The 26730-nt window shown below is 57.9% G+C and carries 25 protein-coding genes and 1 tRNA gene; 8 read left to right on the top strand and 18 right to left on the bottom strand.

The window, feature by feature from the left end:
• Positions 1-214 precede the first annotated feature (214 nt).
• Positions 215-784 (top strand): peptidoglycan L,D-endopeptidase MepK, encoded by a 570-nt coding sequence (locus tag GOV79_RS17540; protein ID WP_170786808.1) that lies wholly within the window; start codon positions 215-217, stop codon positions 782-784.
• A 128-nt stretch (positions 785-912) separates the two neighbouring features.
• Here GOV79_RS17540 and GOV79_RS17535 read toward each other — a convergent pair.
• From GOV79_RS17535 to iscR, 10 genes are all read right to left on the bottom strand, one after another.
• Positions 913-989: transfer RNA gene (locus GOV79_RS17535), tRNA-Arg, on the bottom strand.
• A 66-nt stretch (positions 990-1055) separates the two neighbouring features.
• Complete coding sequence (locus GOV79_RS17530; protein ID WP_170790887.1) at positions 1056-2276, bottom strand: cysteine desulfurase; 1221 nt, start codon at positions 2274-2276, stop codon at positions 1056-1058.
• Positions 2277-2286: 10 nt separating this feature from the next.
• Positions 2287-2853, bottom strand: a complete 567-nt coding sequence (locus GOV79_RS17525; protein ID WP_170769782.1) for a YIP1 family protein — start codon at positions 2851-2853, stop codon at positions 2287-2289.
• Complete coding sequence (locus GOV79_RS17520) at positions 2850-3335, bottom strand: YIP1 family protein (protein WP_170769783.1); 486 nt, start codon at positions 3333-3335, stop codon at positions 2850-2852. Before GOV79_RS17520 ends, GOV79_RS17525 begins: the two co-directional genes overlap by 4 nt.
• The gene (locus tag GOV79_RS17515) at positions 3335-4615 is read right to left on the bottom strand and encodes a SufB/SufD family protein (RefSeq protein WP_170790885.1); all 1281 of its coding nucleotides are present in this window, start codon (positions 4613-4615) and stop codon (positions 3335-3337) included. Before GOV79_RS17515 ends, GOV79_RS17520 begins: the two co-directional genes overlap by 1 nt.
• Positions 4615-5370 carry a Fe-S cluster assembly ATPase SufC gene (gene sufC / locus GOV79_RS17510; RefSeq protein WP_170782409.1) on the bottom strand — a complete coding sequence of 252 codons (756 nt, stop codon included), beginning with the start codon at positions 5368-5370 and terminating at the stop codon, positions 4615-4617. The genes GOV79_RS17515 and sufC overlap by 1 nt, the downstream gene beginning before the upstream one ends.
• Positions 5363-6196, bottom strand: coding sequence for a glycosyltransferase family protein (locus GOV79_RS17505; RefSeq protein WP_170790883.1), 834 nt, complete (start codon positions 6194-6196; stop codon positions 5363-5365). Before GOV79_RS17505 ends, sufC begins: the two co-directional genes overlap by 8 nt.
• Positions 6197-6336: 140 nt before the next feature.
• Positions 6337-7857: a Fe-S cluster assembly protein SufB gene (sufB, locus tag GOV79_RS17500; protein WP_170782412.1), complete on the bottom strand. Its 1521-nt coding sequence runs from the start codon at positions 7855-7857 to the stop codon at positions 6337-6339.
• Positions 7858-7875: 18 nt separating this feature from the next.
• Positions 7876-8919, bottom strand: a complete 1044-nt coding sequence (locus GOV79_RS17495) for a cysteine desulfurase family protein (RefSeq protein ID WP_170790881.1) — start codon at positions 8917-8919, stop codon at positions 7876-7878.
• 48 nt (positions 8920-8967) lie between these two features.
• Positions 8968-9426, bottom strand: a complete 459-nt coding sequence (gene iscR, locus GOV79_RS17490; RefSeq protein ID WP_170769789.1) for a Fe-S cluster assembly transcriptional regulator IscR — start codon at positions 9424-9426, stop codon at positions 8968-8970.
• Positions 9427-9604: 178 nt separating this feature from the next.
• On the opposite strand from iscR, the gene GOV79_RS17485 reads away from it, so the two are divergent.
• Genes GOV79_RS17485 through GOV79_RS17475 form a run of 3 tightly spaced genes read left to right on the top strand, consistent with a single transcriptional unit; the run spans position 9605 to position 11657 of the window.
• Positions 9605-10258, top strand: coding sequence for an alpha/beta hydrolase (locus GOV79_RS17485; protein ID WP_170324952.1), 654 nt, complete (start codon positions 9605-9607; stop codon positions 10256-10258).
• Positions 10258-10503: a hypothetical protein gene (locus GOV79_RS17480; RefSeq protein WP_170790879.1), complete on the top strand. Its 246-nt coding sequence runs from the start codon at positions 10258-10260 to the stop codon at positions 10501-10503. Before GOV79_RS17485 ends, GOV79_RS17480 begins: the two co-directional genes overlap by 1 nt.
• Entirely contained in the window at positions 10500-11657 is a 1158-nt protein-coding gene (locus GOV79_RS17475; protein WP_170790877.1) for an HD domain-containing protein, read from the top strand. Before GOV79_RS17480 ends, GOV79_RS17475 begins: the two co-directional genes overlap by 4 nt.
• A gap of 74 nt (positions 11658-11731) precedes the next feature.
• Here the strand turns inward: GOV79_RS17475 and GOV79_RS17470 are convergent, their stop codons facing one another.
• Positions 11732-11983 carry a hypothetical protein gene (locus GOV79_RS17470; RefSeq protein WP_170790875.1) on the bottom strand — a complete coding sequence of 84 codons (252 nt, stop codon included), beginning with the start codon at positions 11981-11983 and terminating at the stop codon, positions 11732-11734.
• An 18-nt stretch (positions 11984-12001) separates the two neighbouring features.
• Here GOV79_RS17470 and GOV79_RS17465 point away from each other — a divergent pair, with 18 nt between their 5' ends.
• From GOV79_RS17465 to GOV79_RS17455, 3 genes are all read left to right on the top strand, one after another.
• Positions 12002-12337 (top strand): DMT family transporter, encoded by a 336-nt coding sequence (locus GOV79_RS17465; RefSeq protein ID WP_170790873.1) that lies wholly within the window; start codon positions 12002-12004, stop codon positions 12335-12337.
• A 74-nt stretch (positions 12338-12411) separates the two neighbouring features.
• Positions 12412-14229 (top strand): translational GTPase TypA, encoded by a 1818-nt coding sequence (typA, locus tag GOV79_RS17460; protein WP_170790871.1) that lies wholly within the window; start codon positions 12412-12414, stop codon positions 14227-14229.
• Between the two features lie 435 nt (positions 14230-14664).
• Positions 14665-15432 (top strand): hypothetical protein, encoded by a 768-nt coding sequence (locus GOV79_RS17455; protein ID WP_170790869.1) that lies wholly within the window; start codon positions 14665-14667, stop codon positions 15430-15432.
• A 79-nt stretch (positions 15433-15511) separates the two neighbouring features.
• Here GOV79_RS17455 and GOV79_RS17450 read toward each other — a convergent pair whose 3' ends face one another.
• The 4 genes from GOV79_RS17450 to recA form a co-directional block, all read right to left on the bottom strand.
• A complete protein-coding gene (locus GOV79_RS17450; RefSeq protein ID WP_170790867.1) occupies positions 15512-16135 on the bottom strand; it encodes a transglutaminase-like cysteine peptidase in 624 nt (207 codons plus the stop codon).
• 364 nt (positions 16136-16499) lie between these two features.
• Positions 16500-16787, bottom strand: coding sequence for a DUF1330 domain-containing protein (locus GOV79_RS17445; RefSeq protein ID WP_170769795.1), 288 nt, complete (start codon positions 16785-16787; stop codon positions 16500-16502).
• A 1-nt stretch (position 16788) separates the two neighbouring features.
• Positions 16789-19458: an alanine--tRNA ligase gene (gene alaS / locus GOV79_RS17440; RefSeq protein ID WP_170790865.1), complete on the bottom strand. Its 2670-nt coding sequence runs from the start codon at positions 19456-19458 to the stop codon at positions 16789-16791.
• 138 nt (positions 19459-19596) lie between these two features.
• Positions 19597-20664: a recombinase RecA gene (gene recA, locus GOV79_RS17435; RefSeq protein ID WP_170354230.1), complete on the bottom strand. Its 1068-nt coding sequence runs from the start codon at positions 20662-20664 to the stop codon at positions 19597-19599.
• A gap of 192 nt (positions 20665-20856) precedes the next feature.
• Here recA and GOV79_RS17430 point away from each other — a divergent pair, with 192 nt between their 5' ends.
• Positions 20857-21450 carry a sulfotransferase family 2 domain-containing protein gene (locus GOV79_RS17430; RefSeq protein WP_170790863.1) on the top strand — a complete coding sequence of 198 codons (594 nt, stop codon included), beginning with the start codon at positions 20857-20859 and terminating at the stop codon, positions 21448-21450.
• A gap of 5 nt (positions 21451-21455) precedes the next feature.
• Here GOV79_RS17430 and GOV79_RS17425 read toward each other — a convergent pair whose 3' ends face one another.
• The 3 genes from GOV79_RS17425 to guaB form a co-directional block, all read right to left on the bottom strand.
• Positions 21456-23747 carry an ATP-binding protein gene (locus GOV79_RS17425; RefSeq protein ID WP_170790862.1) on the bottom strand — a complete coding sequence of 764 codons (2292 nt, stop codon included), beginning with the start codon at positions 23745-23747 and terminating at the stop codon, positions 21456-21458.
• Positions 23748-23852: 105 nt separating this feature from the next.
• Positions 23853-25010 carry an RsmB/NOP family class I SAM-dependent RNA methyltransferase gene (locus tag GOV79_RS17420; protein ID WP_170790860.1) on the bottom strand — a complete coding sequence of 386 codons (1158 nt, stop codon included), beginning with the start codon at positions 25008-25010 and terminating at the stop codon, positions 23853-23855.
• 73 nt (positions 25011-25083) lie between these two features.
• A complete protein-coding gene (gene guaB, locus GOV79_RS17415) occupies positions 25084-26532 on the bottom strand; it encodes an IMP dehydrogenase (protein ID WP_170790858.1) in 1449 nt (482 codons plus the stop codon).
• Positions 26533-26730 lie beyond the last annotated feature (198 nt).

The raw sequence follows: 26730 nt of genomic DNA, 5'->3' as shown, positions 1-26730 counted from the left end.
ACAGTCCCGCTCACCCTTGGCGCCTGAAAATTATACGCATTTGTGTCATCTGCGCAAAAAACTGCCGAAAATTCCCCCTTGAAAAGATGAATATGAAAGACTTCTTGGCTGGATTTTGCGTCTGTGCCATAAAACCCGTACTTGGGATGGGAAAAAATTAAGAACGCGCACGTAACATCGTGTGCAGGCAGGAACAGTACGGGACGAACATAAAATGACGACGAGCAGTTCCTCGGGCATGACCCGGCGGGCCCTATTGGGCGCATTTGCGGCAACGGCAGTGGTTGCAGCACCAACATATTCCAACGCAGCAGGTTTCCTCCGCGGCGGCGGCGACATTCGCCGTATCCGGATGTATTCCGGGCGCACCGGCGAGCGTATCGATATGATATATTGGGTCGATGGAAAATACATCAAGGACGCTGTCAAAGAAGTGAACCACTTCATGCGTGACTGGCGGACGGACCAAGTCAAGGACATGGACCTGCGCACCATCGACATCATGGCTGCCTCACATAATCTGCTGGACGTTGACGAACCCTACACGCTGCTGTCTGGCTACCGCTCACCTCAGACCAATGCGATGCTTCGGTCCCGGTCGCGCCGCGTGGCCAAGAACTCACTTCATATGAAGGGTCAGGCCGCTGACCTGCGCTTGTCGTCCCGGTCAGTCTCGCAGATGGCCAAGGCCGCCATATCCTGCCGTGCGGGCGGGGTGGGCAAATACTATCGCTCGAATTTCGTGCACATGGATTGCGGCGATATCCGTAGTTGGGGCGGGTAAGCACCAACATACAAAACCAACCCGTATTCTCGACCGCCGGCCCCCAAGACCCGGCGGTTTTTTTGTGCGCGCGTCCCCTGTCCAGATTCAATCGACCCAGAGCGCGAACAGGAAAATTCAAAGGAAAATGGCGCACCTGAGAGGATTCGAACCTCTGGCCTCTGCCTTCGGAGGGCAGCGCTCTATCCAGCTGAGCTACAGGTGCCTTGGCCGTTAGCTAACCTTGTTCCGATCCGGGTGCAACTGCAAATCCACCCGGATCAAACAGGTTTCAAGCAAAGAGATCATGCGCAAGTTCCAGCGCGTCGATCAGTGTGTCGATCTCATCCTTGGTGTTATAGAGCCCAAAGCTCGCCCGGCAGGTGGCAGTGACCCCGTAGAAATCCATCAACGGACCGGCGCAATGGTGGCCTGCGCGCACCGCAACGCCTTTCTTGTCCAGAATGGTCGATACATCATGCGCATGCCCTGCCCCGTCCAGCGTAAAGCTGAAAATGGCAGCCTTGTCAGCACGAGTGCCCTGAACCTGCAACCAGTTGAGGCCCGTCAACCGCTCCATCGCATAGTCGCGCAGACCAGCTTCGTGGGCGGCAATGTTCTCCATCCCCAAGTCCATCATGTAGTCCAGCGCCACGCCCAACCCGATGGTTTGCACGATACCCGGCGTTCCGGCTTCGAACTTCATCGGCGGATCATTGTAGACCACCTGATCCTTGCTGACCTCTTTGATCATGTCACCGCCCCCGATGAAGGGGCGCATTTCAGCCATGCGGTCGGATTTGATGTAGATCGCACCGGACCCGGAGGGACCGTAGAGCTTGTGGCCCGTAATCGCATAAAAGTCGCAACCGATGTCCAGAACATTGACCGGCATATGTACCGAACCCTGGCTGCCATCAATCAGAACCGGAACACCTTTGGCATGGGCCCCTTCTGTAATCGCCTTTACGTCCACAACGGTGCCTAAAACGTTGGAACATTGAGTGACGGCAACCAGTTTGGTCTTGGGGCCAATGGCGTCAATGACAGCCTGTGGGTCCAGCCCACCTTCGGCATCAACGTCAACCCATTTCAGGACAACACCCTGCCGTTCGCGCAGAAAATGCCAGGGGACGATGTTGGCGTGATGCTCCATCACGCTCAGCACGATCTCATCGCCTGCCTGCAGACGCGGCATGGCCCAGCCATAGGCGACGAGGTTGATCCCTTCGGTCGTACCAGAATTCAGAACAATCTCATCCTCATCTGAAGCTCCCAGAAACTTCGCAATCGTGCCGCGTACGGACTCGTATTTTTCGGTCGCCAAATTGGACAGATAGTGCAATCCACGGTGTACGTTTGAGTATTCTTCAGCGTAGGCGCGGGTCACCGCGTCGATCACCACCTGCGGCTTCTGGGCCGAAGCGCCATTATCCAGATAGGTCAGCGGTTTTCCGTTCACTTCACGCGAAAGGATCGGAAAGTCCGCGCGGATTTTCTGTACATCGTACATAGTATTCTTCCTAGACAGGCCCGCTGGGCGCCAGAGCAAGGACCAATGGCATCGCCACAAGAGCGGACAGCACAATGACCCCAAAGGATTTCAAGATCGAGCCGAATTTATGCGCCTCATTGATGAAATGCAGTGTGACGTAAAGGCTTACGATGACCGTTGCCAGAAGGAACAGCGCCATCAGGAACGGCACCACCAGTGACACCAACAAAGTAACGGTCAGGGCAGCCGTTTGCAGAAACTGCAGCCAGACAGACAGGATCATTATGTCTTCGAACTGCGCAACGCCGCCTAAAAACCGACCGATCAGAAAAAAGGCCACGATGCCCATCAGCATTGTCCCCGCAGACAGGAACAGATTCATGACTACCGGATCGGGCGGTGGAACCGGCACACCTTCGGGCACTGGGACCAGTTGATCAATCCCGACCTGAACAAGCCCGTTCAAAACCACGGCCAGAAAAAAAGCAAGCCAAAGGACTTCACGCCCCGGACGCAGGGCCAAAAGATGCCGTGCCGCCTGAGCCGGGTCTGTTAGCGTCATGATCGCAAGATCGGGTAAAGATATTCCGTTCATTGCGTAATCCTCTGCGCTTGTCGCAACCCTGCCAGCCAGAACCACAGGAAGACCACGAACCAGATCAGCCCGACCGCAGTCAGTGTCGGCCCTGGCCCGATGAACCCTGCCACCAGACCGTTCAACAGCACCAGCGGGGTAGAGGACAACAGCGCCCAGAACAAAGCAACCCGCGCGCCGTAAGCTGTCCCCTTCCCTCCAACCAACCGCGCGGCGCCGTGTGAGACGAACGCCAGCAGATAGAAGAACAGGGGCAGGATGATCACCGTGCCCAGCAACGCCCCGCCCATGAGCATATTCAGCTCCAGCCCTTCCAGATGGGCACGGCGAGACAGGCCGGGCAATTGCGCAACGAAAGCTACAATGCAAAACGCCATCACAAAGACCAGCGCGCGATCTTCGCGCTGGCCCAGATCGAGCAGCCGACGCACAACGCGCCCTGGCCCGCGATACGTGGCGGCGATATCCGACGTCACCGGCATCAGCTGTGCCGCGACAACCAGCCTTCAAGGCGATCGACAATGGCCTTCGACAGGGCGTCATCTTCGATCTCGTCCACGGCCTCGGCCAGAAACGCCAGCGTCAGCATGTTGGTCGCCTCTTTGGTCGGAACCCCGCGCGAGCGCAGATAGAACAGGGCCGTTTCATCAATCGCGCCCGAGGTCGAACCGTGCGAACACGCCACGTCATCAGCATAGATCTCAAGCTCGGGCTTGGCGAGGAACTGGCTGTCGTCGTCCAGCAACAGCGATTGGCTGATCTGATAGCCATCCGTCTTCTGCGCGCCCTCCTTGACAAGGATCTTGCCCTGAAACACGCCGGTGGCACCGTTGCGCAGCACCTTCTTGAACACCTGACGGCTTTCGCAATTCACGGCGTCATGCGTGATGAAGACGGTATCGTCGTGATGGAAATCGCCGTCACCAACGCAGGCACCGGCAACATGGGCCACCGCATCGTCTCCGGTCAGCTCGACCACTTGTTCGTTGCGCGTCAGCACGCCATTCACAGTCAGGGTGAAGGATTTGTAGACCGATTCCTGCCCCAGACGCGTGAACATGTGGGTCGCGGCACGACGTTCGTGATCGCGGCCTTGCGCCCGCACGTGATGCAACACCCCACCATCGGCAATGTCGATCTCCATGCATTTGTTGAAACGCGAGGCGGCAGGGCCATTTTCAAGGATCGTCACCTCGGCACCGCTTTCGACGCGGATGATATGGTGCAGCATCGCGTCAGAGGTTTCCGAGGCATGGCGATAAATAAAGCTGATCGGCTTGGACGGCTTGCCTGAGACATGAATCGCAATCCCATCCGCCGCAAAAGCCGTGTTCAGCGCCGCCAGAGGACGTTGCACAGGCGATTGACCCCGCGCTTCCAGCACGCCGTACAGCTCTTTCGCCCAGTGAATATCTTTAAAGCAAATGTCCTCGATCCGGTCGATGGTGACACCTTCCAGAGTCAGATCATCGGATTCCTCAGGGCTGAAAACGCCATCAACGAAAACGATCTTCAAACGGTCCAGATCGGCGAACAACATGGCCTCGTCCGGATCGAACAGTGCGGCCCGAGGGGCCTCGGGCGCGACCAGCGTATCCGGGCGGGTGTATTTCCAATACTCATCCCGGCGACCGGGCAGACCCATTTCCAACACACGGGCCAGCGCGTCTTCGCGCGCGGCACGGGTGCAACCGGCGTCGGGCAAGACCAGATTGGCCAACCGCGCCTCGGTAGCGGTTTGTTTCACTTCGGGCAGAGCCATCAGTTCACCTCGGCCAGAATGTCGGCGTAACCGTTGTTTTCAACTTCCAGTGCCAGATCGGGGCCACCGGTTTTGACGATCTTGCCGTCCGCCATGATGTGCACAACGTCCGGTTTGATGTGATCCAACAAACGCTGATAGTGCGTGATCACCAGGAACCCACGTCCTTCGTCGCGCAGCGCGTTCACACCCTCTGCCACCAGCTTCATCGCGTCCACATCCAGACCCGAGTCGGTTTCGTCCAAGATGCACATCTTCGGTTCGAGCATCGCCATTTGCAGGATCTCGTTGCGCTTTTTCTCACCGCCCGAGAAGCCAACATTGACAGGGCGTTTCAGCATGTCTGCGTCGATCTTCAGCGACTTGGCCTTGGCGCGGACTTCTTTCAGGAAGTCAGCCGCCGACAGCTCATCCTCGCCGCGCGCCTTGCGCTGGGCATTCACGGCGGTGCGCAGGAAGGTCATGTTGCCCACGCCCGGAATTTCGACCGGGTATTGGAACGCCAGAAAGACACCAGCGGCGGCGCGCTCTTCCGGTTCCATCTCCAGCAGATCTTCACCGCCCAGAGTCGCCGACCCATCGGTTACTTCATACCCGTCGCGCCCCGAAAGCACATAGCTGAGCGTCGACTTACCCGAGCCATTCGGCCCCATGATCGCGTGCACCTTACCGGCCTCGACCGTCAGATCGACACCTTTAAGGATTTGCTTTTCTTCTTCCTCAAGTTTCACGTGCAGGTTCTTGATTTCAAGCATGATGGAGTTCCGTTTCCTGACTGTTCGTTGAAAAGCTCTCCAACAGGTTCGACTGACTTCGTTCGATACCATCCTGGTATGTCAGCGTTGCCGGAGGCTCTTGTTTCGCTTTTTGCGCAATGTCGTCCACCCCAAGAGGCATGGGCAAAGCACGTTCTATTCCGGTTGCATAATCGTAGAATTTCAAACCGGGCTTCGTATGTATTTCCTTGTGGGCAAACCAATGGTTGGCCACGCCGTAGCTGTCGGCCACGATCAGCCCGTGTAGGCTGGACGAAAACACCACGCAGCACGCCGCGATCTCATCGCACACGACCTTGGCCGGGCGCCGCGTGTCGATAAGGCGAAAACGCGGGTCTGAGCCGACCAGATTTTGAATTGCAGGATCGTCAACCTCAGTGTGATGCGGAACGATGCCGATGATATCCTGCTGTGGTTCGCTCCGGGCATGCACCTTGGCCGCGAGTATACCGGGATCACCGTAGGTTACGCCCCGCAGGTTCAGCAGGGACGCCGTGATCGGCCCGCGCACGGTTTTCGGCGGCTGCAACGTCTCGACAAAATCGGCCGCAAGCGGTTCAAGACATCCACTTCCCCAGATCATCGGCTTATGTGACGATCCACGCCCCAGCGCCCCTTTGCGGGCCAATGACATGATGGACCCGATCGCAAACAAATCCGCCCGCACAGGTTTGGTCCAGACCACATCACGACCGGCCACGAAAGACACGACATCGCGTGACAGGTCATCGCCAAAATTGGGACGACTGGCCCACCAATACAGCTTGACCGGCTGCTTGTCGGGATGCGCTACAGACTGTTCCATCGCCTATCTCCGCCCCACGCCAGCGCCACGCATAACCCCAGCGGTCCGCCGGGCGCAATACCCGGCAGGCGCAGCGGTTTTCAGCACATATTTCGAGTGCGCAGCCAATGTGAGACGTCCTTTTTGAAACAGGCAGGTGGTTAACCCACCGACCCCTCCAACGAGATGGCGACCAGTTGCTGCGCTTCCATGGCAAACTCCATCGGCAGCGCCTGCAACACGTCCTTGCAGAACCCGTTGACGACAAGCGCCACGGCCTCTTCCTCGTCCATGCCGCGCTGTCGGCAGTAAAACAGCTGATCGTCGTCCACTTTGGATGTGGTCGCCTCATGCTCAACGCGCGATGAGTTATTCTTGACCTCAATGTAAGGCACTGTGTGCGCCCCGCATTTGTCGCCGATCAGCAAGCTGTCACACTGGGTGTAGTTGCGGCTGTTCTTAGCCTTGGGATGCATCGAGACCAGACCACGATAGGTGTTCTGCGCCTTACCCGCGCTGATGCCCTTGGACACGATGCGTGACTTGGTGTTTTTGCCCAGATGGACCATCTTGGTGCCGGTGTCAGCCTGCTGATAGTTGTTGGCGATGGCAATCGAATAGAACTCGCCTTGGCTTTCCTCGCCCCGCAGGATGCAGGACGGGTATTTCCATGTTACAGCGGAACCGGTCTCGACCTGCGTCCACATCACCTTGGACCGATCGCCCCGGCAATCGGCGCGTTTGGTCACAAAGTTATAGATGCCGCCCTTGCCATTCTCATCACCGGGGAACCAGTTCTGGACGGTCGAGTATTTCACCTCGGCATCTTCTTCGATGATGATCTCGACCACAGCCGCGTGCAGCTGTGCGGTATCGCGTTGGGGTGCGGTGCAGCCTTCCAGATAGGACACATACGAGCCCTTATCGGCAATGATCAGCGTGCGTTCAAATTGACCTGTGTTCTCCGCGTTGATACGGAAATACGTGCTCAGTTCCATCGGGCAGCGCACGCCCGGCGGGATGTAGACGAACGAGCCATCCGAGAACACGGCCGAATTCAGCGTGGCGTAAAAGTTGTCCGAGACCGGAACCACCGAACCCAGATACTTCTTGACCAGTTCGGGATGTTCTTTGATCGCCTCAGAGATCGAACAGAAGATCACACCCGCTTTCTTAAGCTCTTCCTGAAACGTGGTTCCAACAGAAACCGAGTCGAACACCGCATCCACGGCAACCTTGCGACCCTCAGCCGGGGCATCCTCGGCACCTTCAACGCCCGCCAGAATCATCTGTTCTTTCAGCGGGATACCGAGCTTTTCGTAAGTCGCCAGCAGCTTGGGATCAACCTCATCCAAGGACTTGGGCTTTTCCTCCATCGACTTGGGACGGGCATAGTAATACTGGTCCTGAAAGTCGATCTTGGGATAGCTGACCATCGCCCAGTTCGGTTCATCCATCTGAGTCCAGCGCTCGAACGCGGCCAAACGCCATTCGGTCATCCACTCGGGCTCTTCGTTCTTTTCCGAGATCAGGCGGACGATATCAGGGTTCACGCCCTTGGGCGCGTATTCCATCTCGATATCGGTTTCCCAGCCGTATTTATAGGTTCCGACCTCGCGTACCGCATCCACGGTTTCCTGATCGACACCCTCTTTTACCTGGGTCTGGTCCAAAGCGGCCATAAGACACCCTCCGTCTGATCACGCGGCCCGCGCGCGATGCTTTTTCTCTTTTTCCAGCCACGTTTCCGCGAAACGCAGTACATCTTCTTCCGTTGTCGTAGGCCCCAGCGAGACGCGAATTGCGCTGGCAGCTGATACCTCGTCAAATCCCATCGCGGTCAGTACCGCACTTGCACGTACCTTGCCGCTGGAGCAGGCCGAACCTGCGCTAATCGCAAATCCAGCCAGATCCATCTGCATGACCTGCGTCTCACCCTTCCAACCGGGGGTGGCGAAGCACAGGGTGTTCGGCAGGCGTTCCTGATCTTTCCCGACAAAAATAGTAGATTTAGAACCGGCCTCAAGGGCCTTTTCTAGAATATTTCTAAATTCTTTGACCCGCTCCCAAACTCCATCGGCCAGATCAAGCGCCGCAGCTTCAGCAGCAGCCCCGAACCCCGCGATTCCAATGACATTTTCGGTACCCGAGCGCCGTCCCATCTCTTGCCCGCCGCCCTTGATCCGGGCGGGCAGATCGGTGCCGCGCTTCATCACAACCGCGCCAACGCCTTTTGGACCGCCAAGCTTATGGGCCGAGATCAACGCCATCTGCGCATCCAGCCAGTTGAACGCCACCGGCAATTTCCCGAACGCCTGAGTCGCGTCCGTCACCGCAAGACCTGCTGGCAACGCCTGAACGATCCCTGTCTCGGAATTGGCAAGTTGCAGCGTGGATTGCGCCGGATCGGCCACTGTAACGGCCCCCTCTGGTGAAACTGGCAAGTCTTCCATAGCCCACGCGCGAACCGCATCATGTTCAATGGCAGCCCCGTGCAGACCTCGACCTTCCAAAGCCAGCGCTGCCCCTTCGGTCGATCCTGATGTGAATACGATATCCGCACCATCCGCCCCGAATGCAGTCGCAATTTGTGCCCGCGCACGCTCAATCACTGCCTTGGCCGCGCGACCTTCGGCATGGACCGAGGACGGGTTGCCGCACATCTCCATCGCGGCAATCATCGCCTCGCGTGCCTCGGGGCGCAGTGGGGTTGTTGCGTTATGGTCCAGGTAAACACGTGTCACGGATTCACCTTTTCGCCGACCAGAACATTTTGTTTGTTCCCTGTCATCTTATTCGTCCACAACGGCAAACAGGCTGGGCACCGCCGGACAAGGCGCAAGATCGTTCTGAATCACATCCGATAGGCGCGTCTGATGCAGGAAAACGTAGACATGGGCGCTCAGCCCTTCCCACAGTCGATTGGTTAGAGATTGCGCCCGGCTGCCAGACAGCGCCCCGGTCGCACCCGCGCCTTTTTGCAACGCGTCGACGGTTTCATCGACTGCGGCCAGAATCTCAACCACGCGGATCTCGGATGCGGGGCGGGCCAGACGATAGCCGCCACCTGGTCCACGCACCGACGATACCAAATCGGCCCGGCGCAGTTTGACGAAGAGCTGCTCAAGATACGGAAGTGAAATATCCTGACGCGCCGAAATTTCGCCAAGCGTCACCAGCCCGTCCGAGGGCTGAAGGGCGATATCGGCCAGCGCCACCATCGCATAACGACCCTTGGTCGACAGCTTCATTTGCATTCCCTCATGGCAGTTTACGCGCGAAATCATTGACGTCGCCGCTGCCAGTGCGTATCTCCGACAGGCGGCGCTTCGGCGCCCAGTATCACAATTAGAACCGTTCTAAGGTGCCCGACGATAACCGTCAAGTATTTCTGGGCACCCAGAAGAAAAAGACAGGACCGACGCACACATGCCCGAGGTGATTTTTCCCGGACCAGAAGGCCGCTTGGAAGGCCGCTACCACCCGCAAAAGGAAAAAGACGCACCGATCGCCATCGTGCTGCACCCGCATCCTCAATTCGGCGGGACCATGAACAACAAGGTGGTCTATAACCTGCACTACGCGTTCTATAACATGGGGTTCACCGTTCTGCGGTTCAACTTCCGTGGCGTGGGCCGCAGCCAGGGCGAATACGATCAGGGCGTGGGCGAGCTGAGCGACGCGGCCTCGGCGCTGGACTATTTGCAGTCGATGAACAACAACTCGAAACATTGCTGGGTCGCAGGGTTTTCCTTTGGCGCATGGATCGGGATGCAGTTGCTGATGCGCCGCCCCGAAATCACCGGCTTTATCAGCGTCTCGCCGCCTGCCAATATGTACGACTTTTCGTTCCTGGCCCCTTGCCCGTCCTCGGGGCTGATCATCAACGGATCGGCAGACCGCGTGGCCCCGCCGGCGGATACCACATCGCTGGTCAATAAGCTGCACGAGCAAAAGGGCATCACCATCACTCATAACGAGGTGGAAGGCGCCGATCACTTCTTCCAGGACCGCCATATGGACACGCTGATCACCGATGTCAGCGACTATGTGAAACGCCGCCTGACCGAGAATACGCGCTGATGTCCGACACGATCACTTCACTGGCGTCCAAGCTGGCCGAAGACACAATGAAAGTGATGGACGAAACTGGCGACGACCGGTTCTTTGTCGAAGTTGGCGAGATGCTGGGCGCCTCGTCCCAGACATTGGAAGAGGCGTTTCTGACGGAAATTCGCGTTCGGTTGGCCGAACGCAAAGCGCGCAAATTTGTGGTGCAAAGACTGGCGGAACATCGCAATCAGGTGAAAGCAATCGAAAAGCAATGACAGAACGGCTGTCCGCTCAGATCTCGTTTCTGAAACAGGCGGACAAGCTGAAATCCGTCAATCGCGCCAACACGCTGCTGGACCAGTCGAGGGCCGAAAACGCCGCCGAACATAGCTGGCATCTGGCCTTGTGGGCGCTAGTCATGTCCCCACTGGCCGAGGCAGAGGTGCAGATCGACCGCGTGATCCAGATGTTGTTGCTGCATGATCTGGTCGAGATCGTGGTCGGCGATCATCCCATCCACCTGCAAACAGACTGGGACGCGGTGGAGAAAGCCGAACACGCAGCGGCGCTTGAGCTTTTTGGCCTGTTGCCGTCGGATCAGGCGCAAGCATTTCTGTCCCTCTGGCAAGAGTTCGAAGCAGACGCGACGCCTGACGCGCAATTCGCCAAGCGACTGGACCGGTGCCAGCCTTTGTTCCAGGTCCTGTGCGCGCCCAACCCCAACCCCGACCACATCGAGATTGCCAGAGATAACCTGAACGCAGGGCGCGCAGCCTACCTTGAGTCGGCGCTGCCAGCAGCATTCGCCCACGCCCATGCGATCTTGCGCAATGAAGCCCCAGTCGAAACCGCGTTTTCAACCCGCCTCCCCTTTTTGGTGGAAGCCGATCAGTTAAAAGCGGTTCTGCGGGCCTCGCGATTATTGTCGAACGACCGCTTTGAAAACTCGGCTGAACATTCCTGGCATATCATGCTGTTTGCGTGGGTTTTGGCGGAATATGGCGGTTCTGAGGTTTCGATCTCACGCGTGCTTCGGATGTTGTTGCTGCATGACATTGTGGAAATTGACGCGGGCGACCACCCTATCCACGGCCAAGTAGACAAAGCCGCTCAGGATGCCGAAGAGCGTGCTGCCGCGGACCGCCTGTTTGGGCTTCTGCCCACCGACCAGCGCGACGCGTTTCATGCAATCTGGTTGGAATTCGAAACGGCCGAAACCCCCGACGCCCAATTCGCCAAGGCAATTGACAGGTTCCAAACCCCAATAGGCAACCTCGTCACCGGTGGCGGTTCATGGGTGGCGTATGATGTGACCCTTGCACAGATCGACAGCCGCGTCGGCGTTCCGATCAACCGAGGCGCACCGCAGCTTTGGTCATGGTTGCGGCCGCAGCTTGAGGCCCATTTCGCCAGTCGCAACCCCGCGTGACCTCTTGCCCCAGTATGAAATCAGACCTGAACGCCCACTTCACGTATGGCTTCCTGATCTGCTTTGTCACGGGTTTACCCCGCGCTGACCAACCAGCCGAAAAGAACAATCAGGGCGGAAAGAGCGACCACGGATTTCGCAAAAATCGTCATTTTTAAAAACTCTAGACTCGAAAAAACTATCGCTTTGATACCATTTTTCTTTTTCAAAAACAGTCCGGTAATCCTGACCAATTGAAGTAAATCCGCACGATCTTCACACGCTCTACTGCGCGCAAGAAAGGCCTTGCCTGCGCCGATAGTTTCGTGGTCAATCCAAGCCGCCACACTCAGATCGAGCCCCCGATGCCCAAAGCCTATTTCATCCTGTTGTTCGCCGTGATCGCCGAGACCATCGGCACCACCGCTTTGCAAGCCAGCCAGCAGTTCACACGGTTCTGGCCCTCGGTTCTCGTGGTGGTCGGATACGGCATTGCGTTTTATCTGATGGCGCTGACTCTTCGCTACATGCCCGTCGGGATCGTCTATGCAATCTGGTCCGGTATGGGCATTGCTCTGATCGCGATCATCGGCTTCGTAGTATTTGGCCAGCGCCTGGATTGGCCCGCCGTGCTTGGACTGGGCATGATCCTGACCGGAATCCTCATCATTCACCTGTTTTCCAAGACTGCAGGGCACTGACCGCCGGTTAGGGCTGGCCTATTTGCTCAAACCGCGCTATGCGCGCGGCAACTTCCCGTTTTAAGGCTGACCTCATGGACCTGCGCAATATCGCAATCATCGCTCACGTGGACCACGGCAAGACGACCCTGGTAGATGAGCTGCTCAAACAATCCGGCGCGTTCCGGGAAAATCAGGCCGTGGCGGAACGCGCCATGGACAGCAACGATCTGGAACGCGAGCGCGGTATCACCATCCTTGCCAAAGCGACTTCGGTCGAGTGGAAAGGCACCCGCATCAACATCGTCGACACCCCTGGCCACGCCGACTTCGGCGGCGAGGTAGAGCGCATCCTCTCGATGGTCGACGGCGTAGTACTGCTGGTCGATGCCGCTGAAGGTCCGATGCCCCAAACCAAATTCGTGACCTCCAAAGCGCTGGCACTGGGCCTGCGTCCGATCGTTGTGCTGAATAAGGTCGACAAGCCCGACGCTGAACCCGACCGCGCGTTGGATGAATGTTTCGACCTGTTCGCCAATCTGGGCGCCGATGATGATCAACTGGACTTCCCGGCCATGTACGCCTCGGGCCGCTCGGGCTGGGCGGATATGGAGCTGGATGGCCCCCGTAAGGACCTGACCGCTCTGTTTGATCTGATCGTGGATCACGTGCCTGCGCCGAAACAGGCCGACAAAAAAAACGAACCCTTCCGCATGCTGGCCACCACGCTGGGCAGCGATCCGTTCATCGGCCGCATTCTGACCGGCCGTGTGGAAAGCGGGACTCTGAAAGCGGGTGACAGCCTCAAGGCCCTGTCGCGCGACGGGACCCTGATCGAAAACTTCCGCGCCTCGAAAATTCTTGCCTTCCGTGGCTTGGCGCAACAGCCCATCGACGTGGCCGAAGCCGGTGACATCGTCACCATCGCAGGCATGAGCAAGGCAACCGTGGCAGATTCGCTGGTTTCCCCGCAGGTGGACGAGGCCCTGCCCGCTCAGCCCATCGACCCGCCGACCATCACAGTGACCTTTGGCATCAACGACTCGCCTCTGGCCGGTCGTGACGGCAAAAAGGTCCAGTCCCGAGTGATCCGTGACCGCCTGATGAAAGAGGCCGAATCGAATGTCGCCATCCGCATCAGCGACACCCCCGGTGGCGAGGCGTTCGAGGTCGCAGGCCGTGGCGAATTGCAGATGGGCGTTCTGATCGAAAACATGCGCCGCGAAGGGTTTGAACTCAGTATCTCACGCCCGCAGGTCCTGTTCCGCGAAGAAGACGGCCAGCGGCTAGAGCCCATCGAAGAAGTCACCATCGACGTGGATGACGAATTCTCGGGCGCTGTGATCGAAAAAATCACAGGTGCGCGCAAGGGCGAGCTGGTCGAGATGCGCCCAGCCGGTGCCGGCAAGACCCGCATCATCGCGCATGTCCCCTCGCGCGGTCTGATCGGCTATCACGGTGAATTCCTGACCGACACCCGCGGAACCGGTGTTCTGAACCGCGTGTTCCACGGCTGGACCGCGCATAAGGGACCGATCCCCGGACGTCGCGCGGGCGTTTTGATCTCGATGGAGAAAGGTCAGGCGGTCGCCTACGCCCTGTGGAACCTTGAAGAGCGTGGCCGCATGTTCGTGGCGCCACAAACAGATGTCTATCAGGGTATGGTAATCGGCGAGCATTCGCGCGACAACGATCTGGAAGTGAACCCGCTGAAGGGCAAAAAGCTGACCAACGTTCGTGCCAGCGGCTCGGACGATGCGGTGCGCCTGACGCCTCATGTCCAGTTCTCGTTGGAGGAAGCTATCGCTTATATCGACGATGACGAATTGGTCGAGGTCACGCCCAACGCGGTCCGCTTGCGCAAACGATTCCTGGATCCGCACGAGCGCAAACGCATGGCAAAGTCAGCGTAAGGAAAAGACTGTAAAACAGTTCACAGTGTGGAAACAATTCCACAATCGTGACATATTTGCGTCCACCACGGAAAAACACACAACATATAGGCCCGCCTTACCGGCGGGCTTTATTGTTGTTTTTAATGCATTTTCCATTTTTGCCCCGAAATTGAGGGCTTTTCTTTTTCCCGCACTTCTTGAAAATGTGACGAGGGATGGCTGTAATTATGTTTAAAGTATGGCACGAGTGTTCGTGCAAATACGGCTTAATGAGTACTAAGGAGTAACGCCATGCGCGTAAAATCTCGTTTACTGTCAATTGTTTTTGTTTCGGCCGCAATTCCGTTTGTAGCACCCGCTCCGGCATTAGCCGCCGACAAATGCACGGTCAAAACCGCACGTCAGTCGGTTTCAACTGAAACTCTGTGCGGTTGCTCTGTGGTTGACGCACGGATGCTGCGTTATATTCAGAGACGCGCAGATTTCGAGGACATCTTGGCGCGTACATCAGAGTTCTGCCCGGCTTTTGCGGCGGTTCTGACGGATATCCCTACGGCGACGATCGCTTCAAATACACAGCGCACCGGTGACGGTGACGCGAATGATGATGGCGACAACGGCAACGGCGGCGGCGGTGACAACGGCGGCGGCGGTGACAACAACGGTGGTGGTGACAACGACGACGGCGGCGACAACGGCGGCGGCGGCGACAACGGCGGCGGTGACAACGGCGGCGGTGACAACGACGACGGCGGCGACAACGACGGTGGCGGTGACAACGACGGTGGCGGTGACAACGACGACGGCGGCGACAACGGTGATAATGGCGGCGACGGCGACGGAAATGGCGGCGACAACGGTGACAATGGCGGCGACGGGGACGGAAACGGCGGCGACAACGGTGACGATGGCGGCGACGGAGACGGAAACGGCGGCGACAACGGTGACGATGGCGGCGACGGCGACGGAAACGGCGGCGACAACGGTGACGATGGCGGCGACGGAGACGGAAACGGCGGCGACAACGGTGACGATGGCGATGACGGAAACGGGAACGGAAACGGGAACGGGAACGGCGGCAGCAACGGAAACGGGAACGGAAACGGAAACGGAAACGGGAACGGTGGCAGCAACGGAAACCAGGGCAACAACGGTGGCGGCAACGGCTCTGAAGGTGCGAGCCCCGGTCAAGGCGACAATGCCAACGACGACGAAAGCTGATCGCAGCCCATTCTAACAAAGACAGAGAGGCGACCAACCGGTCGCCTCTTTTTTTCCTGAGCTCTAATGTAGGGTCACGCTAAGAACGTCCGTAAACGCCCACCCAACTGCTGGGTTTCCGGGGGTCTTGCATCCGCAAGAAGAAATAGCGGGTATCCGACCAGCGTTTGATCCGGTTGGTTAGATTGTCCAAAACCAAATCTCCTGATGCGGACCGATAGACCAGAACGGCATGCGCGTTTCTCTGTCTATCGAGCACTGTGGCGATCAAAAGCTTGCTGGGATCAATACCTGCTCGGATCAGATCACGTTTCTTCAGCAGGGCAAAATCCTCACAATCACCGCCAAGCGAAGTCGGCAACGCCCAGCGTTCGCGCGTACGGTATTGCGACTGATCGGTCACTTCACGCGTCGTCGCATTTACGCGGCGGTTCACACGGCTCACAATCTGCATCTCTTGCTGGCTGGTCAGCACAACCGAGCGCTTGCTGGAACAGGCCCAAGTATATTGTCGACACAATTGTCGCGCACCTGAAGGTGGGGGAGACGAAACAGCTGTCTGGATAAAGCTGTTTTCTCGGGCTTCGGCCGGGGCGGGTGCAAAAAGTGCCCCGGATGCCAATGCAGCTAGGCCAACAGCCCGAGCCGTCGTAGGTACAAGGCGCCCAACAACGGTTCCGAGTTCACTGCCAAACGATTTCATGCCTGTCCCTCGATCCTGGTTCATCCAAGCGATTGCCGACAAACCGGACCGTATCCCCATTTCGGAAACTATCGGTAAACGGGCACGTCGACGCAATCTAAGGGAAAATTGACGGGGAAAAGAGGCGGAAATTCGTCACTCAATATGACCATTTCAGGCAAGAATTGCGGTGCTGCTGTCACAATTGTGGGGCGCGCGCTTTGTTCCGCCTCAACGGATAACAAATCAACTATTTGAAAATAAAAGATTCTCTGAAATCAAATTAATGACCCAATCGATACATAGCAAAACTTGTCCGACTGGGCCAAAATCCGCGCATCAAAGTGCTGTCACCCTTCACAGGTACACGACAGCAGGTGCGATTCTATTCGGTTATCTCAACAACCACCAATTCTCGCTCGCTTGCATCACGTGCGAAATCCAGCGCAGCCTGATATTCATCCGAGTTGTAACACTCGACCGCGGCCTCAAGCGATGGAAAGCGCGCGACCACATTGCGCGGGCGTTCTTTGCCTTCAAGTTGTACAAAGCGTGCCGCGCGCGCGATGAATGTTCCACCATGCTTGGCAATCGCCGGTCCGGCCAATTCTGCATATTTCCCATATGCTTCTGTGTCCGTCACCGTCACATGCGCAATCCAGAGAGCTGCCATATTATCCTCCCAAAACGTCCTCGGCCGCTTTGATCGCAGCCTCGGAATTTGTAGCGTCCTTACCACCACCTTGTGCCATGTCGGGGCGACCACCGCCGCCTTTGCCACCCAGTTCGGCCACCGCCGCGCGCACCAGATCCACGGCCGAGACCTTATCGGTAAGATCCGGGGTCACGCCGGCGGCCACCGCCGCCTTGCCGCCCGCATCCGCGATCAGCAGAACAGCGCCCGTGCCAAGACGGCTTTTGTGTTCGTCGATCAAAGCAGGAAGGTCTTTGCCAGACACGCCTGTAAGGGCCTGTGCCAGGAACGGCACACCGTTCACGTCCTTGGCCTCGGCACTGCCTTGCCCTGAACCGCCTGCCATCGCCAGATCACGCCTCAGTTGCGCCACTTCGTTCTGCAATGCCTTGCGCTCGTCCAGCAGGGATTTCACCCGGCCAACAACATCATCGGGCTGCGCTTTCAGCTCGAGTGCAACTTGCGCCAGACGGTGATCCTGCGCCGACAGATAGCGGAAGGCGGCATCCCCAGTCAGGGCCTCGATCCGACGCACACCGGCACTGCTGGCACTGTCGCCCAGCACAACGAAAGTGCCAATATCTCCGGTCTGACGCACATGCGTACCGCCGCACAGCTCGATGGACCAGGTTTCACCGTCCTGACCTTTGCCAGTTGCCGCTTTGCCCATCGACACGACGCGCACTTCGTCACCATATTTCTCGCCAAACAGCGCCTGAGCGCCCAATGCGCGCGCATCCTCCGGTGTCATGATCCGTGTTTCAACGGCCGAGTTCTGTCGGATGAAATCATTCACCTCCCGCTCGACTTTCTGGATTTCGTCAAGAGCAAGCGCCTTAGAATGACTGAAATCGAACCGCAAACGATCCACTGCGTTCAGAGACCCCCGCTGGGCCACATGATCGCCCAGCGTTTCGCGCAATGCCTCGTGCAGCAGGTGCGTGGCCGAGTGGTTCGCCCGGATTGCGCTGCGGCGGGTATGATCGACTTCAAGCTCGACCGCGTCGCCCTTGGACAGTTTACCCTGGCTGACCGTTACCTTATGCGCATAGACCTTGCCTTCAGCAAATTTGCGCGTGTCTTCGACTTTGGCAACGTCCTGCATGTTCTCTAGACGACGGATTTCACCGGTATCGCCGACCTGACCACCGGCCTCACCATAGAATGGGGTCTGGTTTACGATGACCCAGCCTGTGCCACCCTGTTCAATAGCTTCGACCAGCGCGCCATCCACGACCAGACCCGCAACCTGTCCTTCGGCCTTTTCGGTATCATAGCCCAGGAAATCCGTGGCCCCGGCACTGTCCAGCACATCAAACCAAACAGCCTGATCCGCAGCCTCACCCGAACCTGCCCAAGCAGCGCGTGCTTTGGCCTTTTGTTCGGCCATGGCCGCATCGAACCCGTCGGTATCCACGGTCCGGCCCTTTTCACGCAGCGCATCCTGCGTCAAATCCAGCGGGAAGCCATAGGTGTCATAGAGCTTGAACGCCGCATCACCGGGCAGAGCCTCACCTTCGGGCAGTCCCGCGACCTCATCATCCAGCAGTTTCAGACCGCGATCGAGGGTCTGCTTGAACCGGGTTTCCTCCAGCAGCAGCGTTTCTTCGATCAGCGCCTGCGCCTGCCCCAGTTCTGTATATTGCGCGCCCATCAACTGCACCAGCGAGGGCACAAGGCGATGCATCACCGGGTCTTTTGCACCCAGCAAATGCGCATGGCGCATTGCACGGCGCATGATCCGGCGTAGAACGTAACCGCGGCCGTCATTGCTGGGCATCACGCCATCGGCAATCAGGAACGAGGTCGACCGCAGGTGATCCGCAATCACGCGGTGATGCACGTTCTGATCGCCATAAGGATCCACACCGGTGGCATCGGCAGACGCTTCGATCAGCGTTTTGAACAGGTCCGTGTCATAGTTGTCATGACTGCCCTGTAGCAGAGCGCCGATCCGCTCCAGCCCCATGCCAGTGTCGATGGACTGCATGTCCAGTTCCACCATCGAGCCGTCCTCAAACTGCTCATTCTGCATGAACACGATGTTCCAGATTTCGATGAAGCGGTCGCCGTCTTCCTCGGCCGAACCCGGAGGGCCGCCCCAGATGTGGTCGCCATGGTCATAGAAAATCTCGGTGCATGGACCACAGGGACCTGTCGGGCCCATCTGCCAGAAATTGTCATTGGTGGCGATGCGGATGATCCGGTCTTCGGGCACGCCGACCTTTTTCCAGATCTCGAATGCCTCATCGTCGGTGTGATAGACCGTGGTCAGCAGGCGGTTCTTGTCGATGCCGAATTCCTTGGTGATCAGCTCCCACGCGAAGGGGATCGCCTCATGCTTGAAATAGTCCCCGAACGAGAAATTCCCCAGCATCTCAAAGAATGTGTGGTGGCGCGCGGTGTAGCCCACATTGTCCAGATCGTTGTGTTTGCCACCTGCGCGCACACATTTCTGCGCAGTGGTCGCCCGGCTGTAGTCGCGCGTCTCAAGCCCGGTGAACAGGTTCTTGAACTGCACCATGCCCGAGTTCACGAACATCAGGGTCGGGTCATTGCGCGGCACGAGCGGGCTTGAAGCCACAACCTCATGCCCCTGTTTGGCGAAATAGTTCAGAAAGGTCGATCGGATATCGTTCAGCGTGGGCATAAGGCTCTCTCAGCGCGCAATCATCTTGTTCGAAAACGGGTTTATCGCTGTCCCTGCGGATAGTCCACAGGGGAGGCCACGCAAACGAAACAAGGCGGCCCCAATGGACCGCCCCGCGTTCACAATTCCGGGATGCCGTCAGGCTTCGAGAATATCGTCATCCTCAGTGGCACCGGGCGGCATGTCGAAGTCCAACCCATGCGCGGCGCGGATCTTGTCCTCAATCTCCAACGCCGAGCGACTGTTATCGCGCAGATATTGTTTGGCATTCTCACGCCCCTGCCCGATCCGCTCGTCCCCGTAGCTGAACCAAGAGCCCGACTTCTCAACCACACCGGCCTTAACGCCCAGATCCAGCAGCTCGCCCATCTTGCTGATGCCTTCGCCATACATGATGTCGAATTCCACCTGCTTGAACGGCGGGGCCACCTTGTTTTTTACAACTTTGACGCGGGTCTGGTTGCCGACAACCTCATCGCGGTCCTTAATCGCGCCGATACGCCGAATGTCCAAACGCACCGAGCTGTAGAATTTCAGCGCGTTGCCCCCAGTGGTCGTCTCCGGGCTGCCAAACATGACGCCGATTTTCATCCGAATCTGGTTAATGAAGATCACCATACAATTCGAACGGCTGATCGAGCCGGTCAGCTTGCGCATCGCCTGGCTCATCAGACGGGCCTGCACGCCGACATTGCTGTCGCCCATGTCGCCCTCCAGCTCAGATTTCGGCGTCAGCGCCGCGACCGAGTCGACCACAACCATATTCACCGCACCCGAGCGCACCAGAGTATCAGTGATCTCAAGCGCCTGCTCGCCCGTGTCGGGCTGCGAGATCAGCAACTCATCCAGATCGACACCCAGCTTACGAGCATATTGCGGGTCCAACGCGTGTTCCGCGTCAACGAACGCACAGACACCGCCGCGCTTTTGCTGTTCTGCAATACAATGCAGCGTCAGCGTGGTCTTGCCCGAACTTTCTGGCCCGTAAATCTCAACAATTCGGCCCATCGGCAGACCGCCAATCCCCAGCGCGATATCCAGACCCAGCGATCCGGTCGAGCTGGCCTCGATATCCTGTTTGGAATCCTCGCCCAGCTTCATGATCGAGCCCTTGCCGAACTGCCGTTCAATCTGGGCCAGCGCGCTGTCGAGCGCCTTTTGCTTGTCTGCGTTTTTCTTGTCGCTCATCGTCAGAAGATCCGCCATTGTCCTGTCGCCTTCTCTTGTGTCACACCCTTGAACGGGCGGCAATCACTGCTTTGTTCGCCTCTTGTTCCTTATGAGACCAAAAAGAGAACATTTCAACTAAAACTTACAGAACTTACCTTTCGGCAATTGTGTTAAAGAGTCGTTTACGCCAATTTGCAAAAAAGAATGAACTCTGACAGGGACGATTAAATGCTTGTTTTCTATGAGGAACGTCTTGCATTTCTGTCCGTCCCCAAAACCGGCAGCACCGCTTACCACAGCGCTTTGCGGGACCGGGCGGATATCGTTGTCACAGGACCGCCCGACCTGAAACATGCTCCGGTCCGGCGCTATGACCGTTTCTTTCAGAACATTTTCAGAAAAATGCACGACGCAGAGATGGAGATCATGGCCGTGGTCCGCGAACCGATCGACTGGCTGGGCAGTTGGTATCGATTCCGCAGCCGTCCCGAGCGGCTGAATCACCCTCATTCAACCCATGATCTCAGCTTTGACGACTATGTTCAGGCCTATATGCAATCCCCGCGTCCGGAATATGCGGATGTCGGCAGCCAGAGCCAGTTCTTCCGCACCCGCAGCAACGGATTCGGGGCGACGCACGTCTTCAAATATGAACATCAGGACAAAATCCTGAGCTTCCTACAATCCCGTCTGAATATGGAGATCACACTACCGCGCGAGAATGTATCTCCCCTCCGTGACTTGACGCTAAGCGCCGAAACCGAGCGCAAATTCCGGCGCAAACATGCGGCCGAGTTCGCGTGTCACGACGCGGCCCTCTGACTGTTTCAGTTCAATTGCTGGAACACCGCTTCGGTCAGTTCGTTCAAGGAAAACGGCTTCGGCAGGAAAGCCGAATGCGCAAGCTCGGGACCCGAGTCGCCAAATGCCCCTTCGGTATATCCCGACATGAAAATGACGCGGACATCTGGACGGTCTTTCATCGCCTGACGCACCCAGGTTGGGCCATCCATGCCCGGCATCACCACGTCGGTGACGAAGAGATCGACATTCAGGGCCCCGTCTTCCAGCAGATGCAGCGCCTCTTCCGCCGAATCTGCTTCCAAAACGGTATAGCCCTTCAGGCGCAGCGCGCGGGTTGCAAAGGCGCGCACCGGTGCTTCATCCTCGACCAACAGAACTACGCCTTCACCCTGACGCGCAGCTTGTGTTTGCGGTGCCTGCACGGCGGGTTCTTCGACACGTTCGGATGCAGCTGAGACCGGCAGATAAACCGTAAACTCGGTTCCCCGGCCCAAAACGCTGTCAACAAAGATAAAACCGCCGGTCTGTTTCACAATACCGTAGACCGTTGACAGGCCTAGCCCCGTCCCCTCGCCCGTACGTTTAGTTGTGTAGAAAGGCTCGAACACTTTTTGCAACTTGTCCGCCGGAATACCCGTACCACTATCGATCACCTTGACGGTGACATACTCCCCCGGTTGCACTGTAGCGCGATCGCGGCGCAGAGGCTCAGTCAGCGACACCACTTCAGTCTCGATCCGCACCTCGCCACCTTCGGACATGGCGTCGCGGGCATTCACGACTAGGTTCATGAACACTTGTTCCAACTGCCGCTTGTCGGCGCGCACCGGTTTCAGCACTGGATCATGGCTGAGGATCAGGCGGATTTTCTCACCCACCAGCCGGTTCAACAGATGGATCAGGTCCGAGATCGTGTCCCGCAAGTCCAACACCTCGGGCTGCAAGGTCTGCTTGCGCGAAAAGGCCAGCAACTGACTGACCAGAGCTGCCGCCCTGTTGGCATTCTGGTTAATCTGCACCAGATCACCATAGTTAGGATCATTCTGATCATGCCTCAGCAGCAACAGGTCACAATGCCCCGAAATCGCCGTCAGCAGGTTGTTGAAATCATGCGCCACGCCCCCGGCCAACTGACCGACGGCCTGCATCTTTTGGCCCTGTACGAATTGTGCCTCAAGCGTCTTGAGTTCGGTGGCATCGTTCAGAACCGCGATCAGGCAGACCTCGCCGTTATTTACCACGCGGCTCAGCGTCACCTGCACGAACATCTCTTTGTCCTGCCGTGGCAACCGCAGAAACTCCGAACTTGGCGGGCTGTCTTCGGCCGCTGCGCGGGCCAGCCAATCTAAGATGGGATAGCCGAGCCCCTGCATAATCTGGACAACATTTGTCTGGCCTGGAACGATCTCGCCAACAAGTTTCACGGCCAGCCGGTTGGCGTCCAGAATTTCTCCGTTCGGCGACAGACACATGATGGCAACCGGAAGGTCAGCAAACGGAGCCTCAGTTCGAGGAGTGTTTGAAGTGTCCACTGGAACCAGAGCCAAGTCGACTACCGATCCCGATTTGGACAGTTCCTTAGTGACCACGGAAACCGAACCATCCTTGGTGTCAATCGAGACGATTTTACCATCCTCAGGCGGCTCACTGGAAAAGAGCTGTTTAGCTGTTTCCGGTGTCTGACCCAGAAGATGTTTCGCCATCCTGTTGGAACGTATCACTGCTCCGTTGCGTCCAAGCGTCACTACCGGGACCGAAACGTCTTCCCACTGACCCGGCGCTTCCAGATGAAACCGCCAGCAAAACAAGTCATTGTTCACCCCAAACACCGATATCGGAACGGTTGAACCGACGGAAACAACCTCTTCTCGCGCTTTGCCGTGGATTTCGGCCATTGCCTGAAGGCGCAGTAAAATCGCCGCCGGATTAGCAAAAATGGCCGTAAGGCACTTATCAATTCGCGTGCCTGGCGTTGCATGAAACCGTTCACGTGCGGCGGTGTTTGCGGTCAGAATGACGCCATCTGCGTTGGCGGTGATGCAGGGAAACAGGTCTTGTTCCGCAAATGCTGCCATCACCCCCGCGGATTTCCTCGTGGCCCAATCCATGATGCCACCGCGTGCCGCAACCAGCGCACCTGCCGCTAAAAGCGAGATTCCCGCAACGATAAACCCCCCACCCCAGCCGCCCGGCAACACGCCTGCCAAGGGGGCTATGGCGACCAGAATTCCAACAACAGCCAACAGCGTCAGCCGCGCCACTGCCGGAGTTTTGCGAAGGGCGAGGTCGGAAAAAACATCTGTGGTTTCTGACATAAACAACTCTGGTCTTGGGGCGTTCGCGCAAGTGAGCCCAAAATAGGTTAATGTCCGTTTAATGAAATTCAGACACTCTCCTCAAGGTTGTTATTTCGCGACCACCTATCGCGTCAAGTGTGCTGCAAAGAACCCATCCGTTCCGTGGGACGCCAGCCACAGTTTGCGAAAACTCTCTGACCAGTCAGGATGGGCGGACGTAAATTTATCTACTACGGCACCGTTTTCCTCGTTCAGCATCGAGCATGTTGCATAAGCCAGCACACCGCCCGCATCGACCAAGACAGACGTGTCTGACAGAATTCGGGATTGAAGCGCTGTCAATTCAGTCAGCCGTTGCGCATCCAACGCCCATTTCCCCGCCGGCGCCCGCCGCCATGATCCACTGCCGGAACAGGGCGCATCGACCAGTACAATGTCGAAAGGCGCTTGGGACGCCACCTCATCGGTTGCCAGCATCTTGATCCGCGCAGCGGCCCGTTCGGCGCGCGCGGGCAGATCGCGCATCCGTTCGGGGTTTACGTCATGGGCAAAAACCTCGACCCCGGAATAGGCCGCAAAAGCCAGAGATTTCCCCCCGCCGCCAGCGCAATAGTCCAGAACGCGCAAACCTGGTCGCAAATCCAGTGCTGCCACAACGGCCTGACTTGCCGCATCCTGCAATTCGACCACACCCTCGGAATAAGCGCGGCTTTGCGCAATCTTGCGCGCGCCCTCCCCAATCTCCAGCGCGGTGTTACATGCCGGGTGTTCTTGCGCCGCAATCCCGTCGGTCGCCAAAGCGGCAATGGCACCTGCCCGATCCGACTTGGACAGGTTGACCCGCACGTGAACCGGTGCCCGGTTTTGTAGTGCCTGAGCGACCGCCACTGCCTCATCGCCCAGAGACGTTTGAAACATGGGCCACAACCAGTCGGGGATGTCATAGCGCTCGGCATCCGACGCGAAATCGCGACCCGCTTCGTCATCGGTCAGCGCATCTGGCGCATGACCCTGACCCGTGAACGTTTCAGCCAAATCCGCCCCAACAGCACGCAAAGCGCCGATCATCAGGCCACGCCCGGTTTCAGCCCCGCCCAACGCGGCATAAGATCGCTTGCACCGCAACGCCTGAAATACGTGATCCCGTATCGCTGCCCGATCCTTGGAGCCCGCAAACCGGCTGCGCCGCGCCCAGCCCGTCAACGCTTTTTCAACCGGAACGCCCGAGAGTATCTGATCAAGGATCTCGATCGAGGCCTGTACGCGGGCTGCTGGGATCATGGGTCTGTCCGATAATGTGGCTAGAATGCAAAACGGCGCCCAAACCGAGCGCCGTGCTGCAATGGTTTAGGTTTTACATCACCCGGTAGTTCGGGCTTTCGCGCGTGATCTGCACGTCATGCACGTGGCTTTCTTTCAGCCCTGCACCCGTGATCTTTACGAAATTGCAGTTCCTGCGCATCTCTTCCACGGTGGCACAGCCGGTATATCCCATGGCCGCGCGCAGACCCCCAACCAGTTGATGCACCACCGCGCTGGCAGATCCTTTATAGGGCACCTGCCCCTCGATCCCTTCGGGCACCAGCTTGTCGTTGGCGGCGTCCTTCTGGAAATAGCGATCCGCCGAGCCGCGCGCCATTGCGCCCAGGCTGCCCATGCCACGATAGGATTTGAACGAACGGCCCTGATACAGAATGACCTCACCGGGGCTTTCATCGGTGCCCGCGATCATTGAACCTACCATGGCGCAGGACGCCCCCGCTGCAATCGCTTTGGCGAAATCGCCCGAGAACTTGATGCCGCCATCGGCGATCACCGGCACGTCCCCGGCAGCCCCTGCGCAATCCATGATCGCCGTCAGCTGAGGCACACCCACACCGGCCACCATCCGCGTGGTACAGATCGAGCCCGGCCCGATCCCAACCTTGATCGCATCCGCACCCGCATCAATCAGCGCCTTGGTCGCGTCGCCGGTCGCGACGTTGCCCGCGATGATCTGAACTTCGTTCGACAGGGTCTTCACCCGCTTCACCGCGTCCAACACACCTTGCGAATGGCCATGCGCGGTGTCCACAACGATGATGTCGACGCCGGAATCCACCAACTGCTCGGACCGCTCAAAACCTGCGTCCCCGACCGAAGTAGCCGCTGCAACACGCAGGCGGCCCAGACGGTCCTTGCAGGCTGTGGGGTTAAGCACTGCTTGTTCGGTGTCTTTCAGGGTTAGCAGGCCGGTCAGCTTGCCTGCGCCATCTACGACCAGCAACTTTTCGATCCGGCGCGCCTTCATCAGACTTTTGGCTTCTTCCAGATCAGCCGGCTCCTGAAGCATTGCCAGATTGTCGGTGGTCATCATCGCGTGGATCGGCGTGTCGTCCGAGGTCGCAAAGCGCATGTCACGGTTGGTCACAATACCCACGACGCGACCATCAGGATCGACCACAGGGAAGCCGGTGAAGTTGTACCGCTCGACTAGCGCCTGCGCGTCGGCCAGCGTCTGATCAGCGCGCAATGTCACGGGGTTATAAACGATACCGGATTCGAACCGCTTGACCCGGCGCACTTCGCGGGCCTGTTCCTCGGTCGTCAGGTTCTTGTGGATCACACCGATCCCACCGGCCTGCGCCATAGCAATCGCCATTCGCGCCTCGGTCACCGTGTCCATCGCTGAGCTGAGCAGCGGAATGTTCATGGTAATCTCGCGCGTCACACGCGTGGTCGTATCCGCCGTCGCGGGCAGCACAGAAGATGCGCCCGGAACCAGAAGTACGTCGTCAAAGGTGAGTGCCTCACGAATCTGCATCTGCCAACCCCATGCAAAACCCCGTTTGACGGCGACCCTATGACATGGATTGAACCCAAGGGAAAGCCCCTGATCTGAACTAGTTTTCTCCTGCGGGACATTGCCGCGGCAAAAAACGACGCAACCGGCGACAAACGTGCCGCTGATTGGCCTTTCCCTTTGCGCACAAACCCATATCTTCCCCGGCATACGCGCGAA

It is taken from the genome of Ruegeria lacuscaerulensis, from assembly GCF_013034745.1.
In the GTDB taxonomy this organism is placed as follows: Bacteria; Pseudomonadota; Alphaproteobacteria; order Rhodobacterales; family Rhodobacteraceae; genus Ruegeria; species Ruegeria lacuscaerulensis_B.
This window is presented reverse-complemented; position numbering and strand designations above follow the sequence as displayed.